Below are 6,534 nucleotides of genomic sequence, written 5' to 3' on the forward strand. Positions count from 1 at the left end.
GGCGCAGGTCGGGGCCGCGTACGAGGGCACGGACGCCCTCCTGCTCGGCCGGCGGACGTATGACATCTTCGCCGCCTACTGGCCCTACCAGGAAGGCGGCCAGGACAACAAGATCGCCACGCTCTTCAACAGCGTCCCGAAGTACGTGGCCTCCCGCGGCAGGCCCGACCTCTCGTGGGCCGGGTCCACGCGGCTCGGCCCGGATCTGGCCGGCGCGGTGCGCGAGATCCGCGACCGGCACGAACACGTGAAGGTCGTCGGGAGCCTGAACCTGGTGCAGACCCTCCTGCGCGAGAAGCTCTTCGACCGTCTCGACCTCTGGGTGCACCCGGTCGTGCTCGGTGTCGGGAAAAAGGTGTTCGACGGTGGCGCGGTGCCCACGAACATCACACTCCTCGAACCCCCGGCAGCCGGTCCGAAGGGCACCGTGTACCTGCGTTACGGACTCGCCGACGGCACGCCCGGGACGGGGGACATGAGCGCACCCGATCGCGGTGCCGGGCGCGACGACTGAAACCGCCCCGAGGAACATCGGCCACGGCCACGGCCAGGGTGGACTTGACCACTTTCGCGTCAGGGTCGGCGGCCGGCGTGTAACGGAACTAGGTTGGCAGATCGCGTCGTTGGGCCAGGAGCATCCGTGCGGCCGGTTCGGCGTTGCGCCAGTGCCTGAACCTCGGCGGGAGACGCGGCGGCGATCCGTGGCAGCGATCCGTGGCAGCGGGGTGGCGCCGATCCCGGTGGTGCCGGCCAGGCGGGTGAGCACGTCGAGCGGTACGTGCGGGTTGTGCGCGAGCCCGCGAGGTACGCCGTGAGTGCGGTCGTCGGCCGGCACGCGGAGGAGAACCTCGCCGATCGCGGGATTCTCGGCGAGGTCGGCTCGGACACCGGGGACATGGGCCGGGCGCCCAGCCGCCGGTACACCTCTCGGGGCAGATCGCAGCCGGCGCCCGGCGCAGGAGCGCCCAGGGGTGGTCCACGATCCGAGCTCCGCGACAACGCCCGTACGCGGCGCGCCACCGCTTCGCGAGAACCCCGTCGTTCCCACCATCGGACGACAAAAGAAGAAGGCAAGGAGAACTCCGTCTCCTTGCCACTCTCAAGATATAGCGCACTGGGGGGCTTGCCACAAGACCCCCGTCACGGCGCAGAATCGTCGGCCGATGCCACAACCAGCGGAAACGGGGAGCACGACGTGCGTGTGTGTTGTCGACGGAGCGGGGACGCGGTGACGTCGAATGGGTGGGGGGACCGGCCCGCGCGGCCGCGAGCGTTCGGAGCGGCGGGGCCGAGGGTGTGCTCGGCAAGAGGGAAGACGTGCTCGGCACGAGGTTCGAGAGTGTGGGAGGCGCCGGTGATTCGATCGGTCATCGCGGTGCGACGGAACACGGCCGCCTCGGAGGTGCCGCGATGAACGAGCAGTACGTGTGGGATCTTCAAGAGGTCGACGGTATGCCGGTCGAGCTCGTCGGCGGCAAGGGCGCCCACCTGGGCGGGCTGTCCCGGATCGAAGGCATCCGGGTGCCGGCCGGCTTCTGCGTGACGACGGACGCCTTCCGGCGGATCATGGCGGACCTGCCGTCGATCGACGATCGGCTCGACCAGCTGTCACGCCTGGACCCGGACGACCGGGAGGCGATCCGCACGCTCAGCGCGCGGATCCGCCGGACCATCGAAGAGCGAGCCGTCCCCGGCGATCTCGCGGCGGCGATCACCCGCGCGCTCGCCCCGCTGGGTGAGCAGGCCGCCTACGCCGTCCGGTCCAGCGCGACAGCGGAGGATCTGCCGACGGCCTCCTTCGCCGGCCAGCAGGACACCTACCTGAACGTCGTGGGGCCGACGGCGATCCTCCGGCACGTCAGCCGGTGCTGGGCCTCGCTGTTCACCGAGCGGGCCGTGACCTACCGCCGGCGGAACGGGATCGACCACCGCACGGTCCACATGGCCGTGGTCGTGCAGCGGATGGTCTTCCCCCAGTCGGCCGGCATCCTGTTCACGGCCGACCCCGTCACGGGCAACCGGAAGGTCGCCACCGTGGACGCGGGCTTCGGCCTCGGCGAGGCCCTGGTCTCCGGCCTGGTGAACCCGGATGTCTTCAAGGTGCGACACGGCGAAGTCGTCGCCAAGGCGATCGCCGCCAAACAGCGTGCCGTTCGCGCCCTGCCGGCCAGCGGTACGGAGGAAGTGGCGATCGACTCACAGCTTCAGGAGCAGCCGTCGCTGACGGACACGCAGGTCGTACGGCTCGTGCGGCTCGGGCGACGGATCGAAGCGCACTTCGGCCGTCCGCAGGACATCGAATGGTGCCTGGTCGATGACGAATTCCAGATCGTTCAGAGCCGGCCGATCACGACGCTGTTCCCCATCCCCATCCCCGAGACCGACGACCAGGAGAATCACGTCTACGTCTCCGTCGGTCATCAGCAGATGATGACCGATCCCATGAGGCCTCTGGGCGTCTCCATGTGGCAGCTGACGGCCATGGCGCCGATGCACGAGGCCGGCGGGAGACTGTTCGTCGACGCCACCCGGCGCCTGGCCTCGCCCGCGAGCCGCGCCGCCCTCCTGGAGGTCATGGGGAGAGGCGATCCTCTGGTCAGGGACGCTCTGGAGACCGTCCTCGACCGCGACGGTTTCGTCCCGTCGCTCCCGGACGCGGGTCCCGGCGGCCCGCCGGCCGTCGGTGCCTCCGCCTCGATCGAGACCGATCCGGCCATCGTCACCGAGTTGATCGAGCGTAGCCGGACGTCCACCGCGGCCTTGGAGCGCGCCATCCGGACGAAGACCGGACCCGCGCTGTTCGCCTTCCTCCTGGAGGCGTTCCAGGAGCACAAGCGAGTCCTCAGCGATCCGCTGAGCATGCAGGCGATCATGGCGGGGATGGAAGCCACATGGTGGCTCAACGACAAACTGCGGGAGTGGCTGGGCGAGAAGAACGCGGCTGACACGCTCACGCTGTCCGCGCCCGGCAATGTCACGTCGGAGATGGGACTGGCGCTGCTCGACGTCGCGGACGTGATCCGACCGTGGCCGGAGGTGGTGGCGTTCCTGCGGGGCGTCGAGGACGAGGGCTTCCTGGACGAGCTGCCGAAGCTCGCGGGCGGGACCGAGGCGCGCGACGCCATCGAGTCCTACCTCGACCGGTACGGCATGCGCTGCGTCGGCGAGATCGACATCACGAGGCCGCGGTGGAGCGAGCGTCCCACCACGCTCGTGCCCGTGATCCTCGACCACGTCAGGAACTTCGAGCCGGGCGCCGCCGGGCGGCGCTTCGAAGAAGGGCGGCAGAAGGCGCAAGAGAAGGAACAGGACGTCCTGTCCCGCTTGCGGGCCCTGCCGGACGGGGACCGGAAAGCCGACGAGGCCCAGCGGATGATCGACCGGGTCAGAACCTTCATCGGGTACCGGGAGTATCCGAAGTACGGCATCATCGGCCGCTACTTCGTCTACAAGCAGGCCCTGTTGGCGGAGGCCGAGCGCCTCGTGCGGGCCGACGTGCTCACTGAGCAGGAGGACATCTTCTACCTCACGTTCCAGGAACTCCACGACGTCGCGCGCTCGAACCAGGTGGATGGCCGGCTCATCCAGCAGCGCAAGGACGCGTTCCGGTCGTACCACGCGCTCACACCGCCCCGGGTGCTCACATCGGACGGTGAGGCCGTCACCGGGGCGTACCGGCGCGACGACGCGCCGGCCGGCGCCCTGATCGGCCTGCCGGTCTCCGCCGGGACCATCGAGGGAAGGGCCCGCGTCATCCTCGACATGGCGGAGGCCGATCTCGAGGCGGGCGACATCCTGGTCACGACCTTCACGGACCCCAGCTGGTCGCCGCTGTTCGTCGGAATCGCGGGCCTGGTGACGGAGGTGGGCGGCCTGATGACCCATGGTGCGGTGATCGCCCGGGAGTACGGCCTGCCGGCCGTCGTGGGCGTGGATCAGGCCACCCGGCTGATCCCGGACGGGCAGCGGATCCGTGTGCACGGCGCCGACGGATACGTCGAGCTTCTCCCTTGACCGACCACACCGAGAAGCCTCATCCATAGCTACCGACCCACCAACGCGGGGCAGTTGATGGCCACACCACGACCGCGGCCGGGCGAACGCTGTTACGGAGACGCCCACTTCACGGTTGGCGCGGGGAGCTACCCGCTCCGCGTGACGGACCAAGGTCCGTCCTTGTCCCCCGTTGTCCGGCGCTGCCCGCCGCAACCGCCGGCTGCTGAGGATCAGGTGCGTCGTGCTGCCCAGACGGTGCGTTCGGTGCGCACCGTCAGGTCGTCGCGGCGCAGGATGCTGTGCGGGCCGTCGGTGTCGAGGAGTTGGTCGAGTGCGGTGAGGTCAGCGGGGGAGAGCGTCGCGGCGGCGGTGCCGCGGATGCGTTGCAGGCTGCCGAGCGCGTACCGGCCGATCGCTTCGCTGCGGGAGCCGTCGATGTTCACGGTGATGGTGCGTTCGCCCTCGACCGTGAATCCGGCGGCGGTCAGCATCGGGCCCCAGTCGGCGCCGCGGTGGGGTACGTGCTCGGCGTGGAAGCGGTCGCTCGCGGTGTGGCAGCGCTCCTCCAGGCCGGGCCGTTCAGTGGGGGCATCCTCGGGCAGGAAGCGGGGGAAGCCGGCCAGCTCCACGACGGCGAACAGGCCGCCGGGCGCGAGCGCGTCGTGGACGGTGCGCAGTGCGCGATCGGGGTGCGCCATATGGTGCATCGAGGCCGACGCCCATACCAGGTCCGGTGATCCGAGGTCGGGCCATGCGGGGTTGTCGAGGTCGGCGTGCACGGTGCGTACGTGCTTCTCCACACCGCGGGCGCATGCCTTTTCGCGCAGGCGCTGGAGGTGTCCGGGGGACGCGTCGACGGCGGTGACGTGCGCGTCGGGGAAGCGGTCGAGGAGGGCGAAGGAGCCCGCGCCCGTGCCGCAGCCCAGATCAACGATCTTGCGCGGGTCGGTCCTGAGCGGCAGCCACGCGGTGAGGGAGGCCATGTGCTCGGCGAGGACCTCGGCGTCCAGGTCGAGAATCTCCGCCTGGCCGTCGGCTCCGTGTTCCTGGTGGCCGCCGTGCGGAACGTCGTGAGGGGGCGTGTGCGGGTGAGCTTGGGTCATGCGGTCACGCTACGACGGCCATGCCCTTGCGGCACGGTGTCTTGCCATCTACGCAAGACGATGGTCGGGTGTGCTGCCCGACGCGCAAGATGTCACCGCTGCGGGGCCCACGCCGGCGCGTTCGCGAGTGCCCCGAGTGTCAGTCGCTGTCCTGGCGCAGGTGGCCGCGGCGGGCGTCGCGGTCGAAGATGCCCAGGACCTCGCAGGGTCCGCCCTCGGCGCCGATCGCGTGCGGCATCATCGTGGGGAATTCCGCGGCCTGGTTGGTCTCGATGCGGAAGCGGCGGTGGCCGAGCATGAGGATCGCCGTGCCGGACAGGACGACAAGCCATTCGCGCCCGGGGTGGGCACGCATGCGCGCCGGGTTCTCGGGCGGTGGTTCGGTCATGCGCTGGCGCACCACGCTCATGCCGGGATCGCCCTTCACGGGCCAGCGCATCAGGCTGTGCGCGCTGTCGATCATCGGGCTGGTGACCACGTCGTCGGCGGCGGTCTCCACGAGCTGGTCCAACGTGGTGTCCAGGGCACGGGCGAGGGTGACCAACTGATCCAGTGCGAGGCGGCGTTGGCCGTTCTCGATCCGGCTCAGTGAGGACTGGCTGAGCCGGGCGCGGGTGGCCAGCTCCTCCAGGGACCAGCCCTGCGCCACACGCAGAGCGCGGATGCGTTTGCGTACGAGGCTGTCCAGCTCCGCATCTTCTTGCGTCATGGGCAATATCGTATGCCCTGTACGCAGTGCGGGATTAGCGTCGTGTGCGGAGGGTCGTCAAGGTCTGGGACCACGCACAGGGAAGCGGATGGTTCTCAAGGTCTGGGACCACGCGCAGGGAAAAGGTACGAGGTCATGGCCGTGACCACTTCTCCGTGCGTGGGCGTCACACTGCCGGGCGGGACCGTCGACCCCCTCGTGATCGGCGGGGCGCCGACGGTCACCGACGCGGCGCTCACCGCCGTCCCGGCTCCCCCTTCCTGACGGCATCGGCGGCACCGGCCGCCGCTCGCTCGTACCCAGCGTTTCGCGCGGTGACTTCCGCCCTCCTCACTCGGCGACGGGTCTCTGTCCCGGCGCTGATCCACCATGCCTTTTCGAGAGGAACCCATGACTACGCACCAGCCCGAGCAGGCCGCTGAGCCCAGCGGCGGCCAGGTACCCGACGCACGTCGACTGCGTACGATCCTGATCGCCGTCTCCGTGGCGCTGATGGCCGTCATCGCCTCGGTCCGGGCTGAACGTCGCGCAGACCCACATGGCCGTCGAGTTCGGCGCCTCGCAGAACACCGTCCTGTGGATCATCAACGTCTACACGCTCACCCTGGCCGCGCTGCTGCTGCCGCTCGGCGCGATCGGAGACCGCCTGGGCCGCAAACCGATGCTGATCACCGGACTGGGCGTCTTCGGCGCCGCGAGCGTCGTCGCGGGACTCGCCCCGTCGGC

5 protein-coding genes and 1 pseudogene are annotated in these 6,534 nt (G+C 70.0%); 4 read left to right on the forward strand and 2 right to left on the reverse strand.

Features of this window, described 5'->3' with window-relative positions; translation table 11 throughout:
* Nucleotides 1-514 (forward strand): dihydrofolate reductase family protein (locus ABZV34_RS36470; RefSeq protein ID WP_356286686.1); only part of this gene is annotated, 514 nt, incomplete at its 5' end.
* An 896-nt stretch (nucleotides 515-1,410) separates the two neighbouring features.
* Nucleotides 1,411-4,014, forward strand: coding sequence for a rifamycin-inactivating phosphotransferase (rph, locus tag ABZV34_RS36475; RefSeq protein WP_356286689.1), 2,604 nt, complete (start codon nucleotides 1,411-1,413; stop codon nucleotides 4,012-4,014).
* A gap of 212 nt (nucleotides 4,015-4,226) precedes the next feature.
* On the opposite strand, the gene ABZV34_RS36480 is transcribed toward rph, so the two are convergent.
* The gene (locus ABZV34_RS36480; RefSeq protein ID WP_356286692.1) at nucleotides 4,227-5,099 is read right to left on the reverse strand and encodes a methyltransferase; all 873 of its coding nucleotides are present in this window, start codon (nucleotides 5,097-5,099) and stop codon (nucleotides 4,227-4,229) included.
* Nucleotides 5,100-5,238: 139 nt separating this feature from the next.
* Nucleotides 5,239-5,808, reverse strand: coding sequence for an XRE family transcriptional regulator (locus ABZV34_RS36485; protein ID WP_356286695.1), 570 nt, complete (start codon nucleotides 5,806-5,808; stop codon nucleotides 5,239-5,241).
* Between the two features lie 141 nt (nucleotides 5,809-5,949).
* On the opposite strand from ABZV34_RS36485, the gene ABZV34_RS36490 reads away from it, so the two are divergent.
* Complete coding sequence (locus tag ABZV34_RS36490) at nucleotides 5,950-6,072, forward strand: hypothetical protein (RefSeq protein ID WP_356286698.1); 123 nt, start codon at nucleotides 5,950-5,952, stop codon at nucleotides 6,070-6,072.
* 126 nt (nucleotides 6,073-6,198) lie between these two features.
* A pseudogene (locus ABZV34_RS36495) lies at nucleotides 6,199-6,534 on the forward strand (MFS transporter); the annotation flags it as partial.

Origin of the sequence: Streptomyces sp. NPDC005195, from assembly GCF_040608315.1 — a bacterium.
GTDB classification, from domain to species: domain Bacteria; phylum Actinomycetota; class Actinomycetes; order Streptomycetales; family Streptomycetaceae; genus Streptomyces; species Streptomyces kaempferi.

Excerpts from the sequence above, each read along its gene's own strand:
- rph (WP_356286689.1), top strand. The coding sequence starts at position 1,411 with ATGAACGAGCAGTACGTGTGGGATCTTCAAGAGGTCGACGGTATGCCG.
- ABZV34_RS36480 (WP_356286692.1), bottom strand. The coding sequence starts at position 5,099 with ATGACCCAAGCTCACCCGCACACGCCCCCTCACGACGTTCCGCACGGC.
- ABZV34_RS36485 (WP_356286695.1), bottom strand. The coding sequence starts at position 5,808 with ATGACGCAAGAAGATGCGGAGCTGGACAGCCTCGTACGCAAACGCATC.